Here is a 270-nt window from a genome sequence, read left to right on the forward strand (position 1 = left end):
GCCGCTACGCCTTTGGCGTGTTGAGCGAACGGGCCAGCCAACTCCTGGCCGGGCTGGAGACCGCCCGCACCGTGCGCGGTCGGGTGGAGGCGCTGCTGATCCCGATCCTGCATCGGGGCGATGTCGGCATGGTCGAGGTGGCGCGCCAGCTGGGAATGAGCCGCGCGACCCTTTACCGTCGGCTGGCCGAGGAGGGCGCCAGGTTCGACGCCGTGGTCGACGACCTGCGCCACCGGATGGCGCTGCACTATCTGCACGGCCAGAAGGTCT

At 70.4% G+C, this 270-nt stretch carries 1 protein-coding gene; it reads left to right on the plus strand.

Annotated elements, in window-relative coordinates; translation table 11 throughout:
• Positions 1–270, plus strand: a 270-nt coding sequence (locus CVH10_RS20795; RefSeq protein WP_369335926.1) for a helix-turn-helix domain-containing protein, incomplete at both ends; no start/stop codon positions are given.

The sequence above is a fragment of the Halomonas sp. ND22Bw genome (assembly GCF_003011945.1).
GTDB classification, from domain to species: domain Bacteria; phylum Pseudomonadota; class Gammaproteobacteria; order Pseudomonadales; family Halomonadaceae; genus Halomonas; species Halomonas halophila.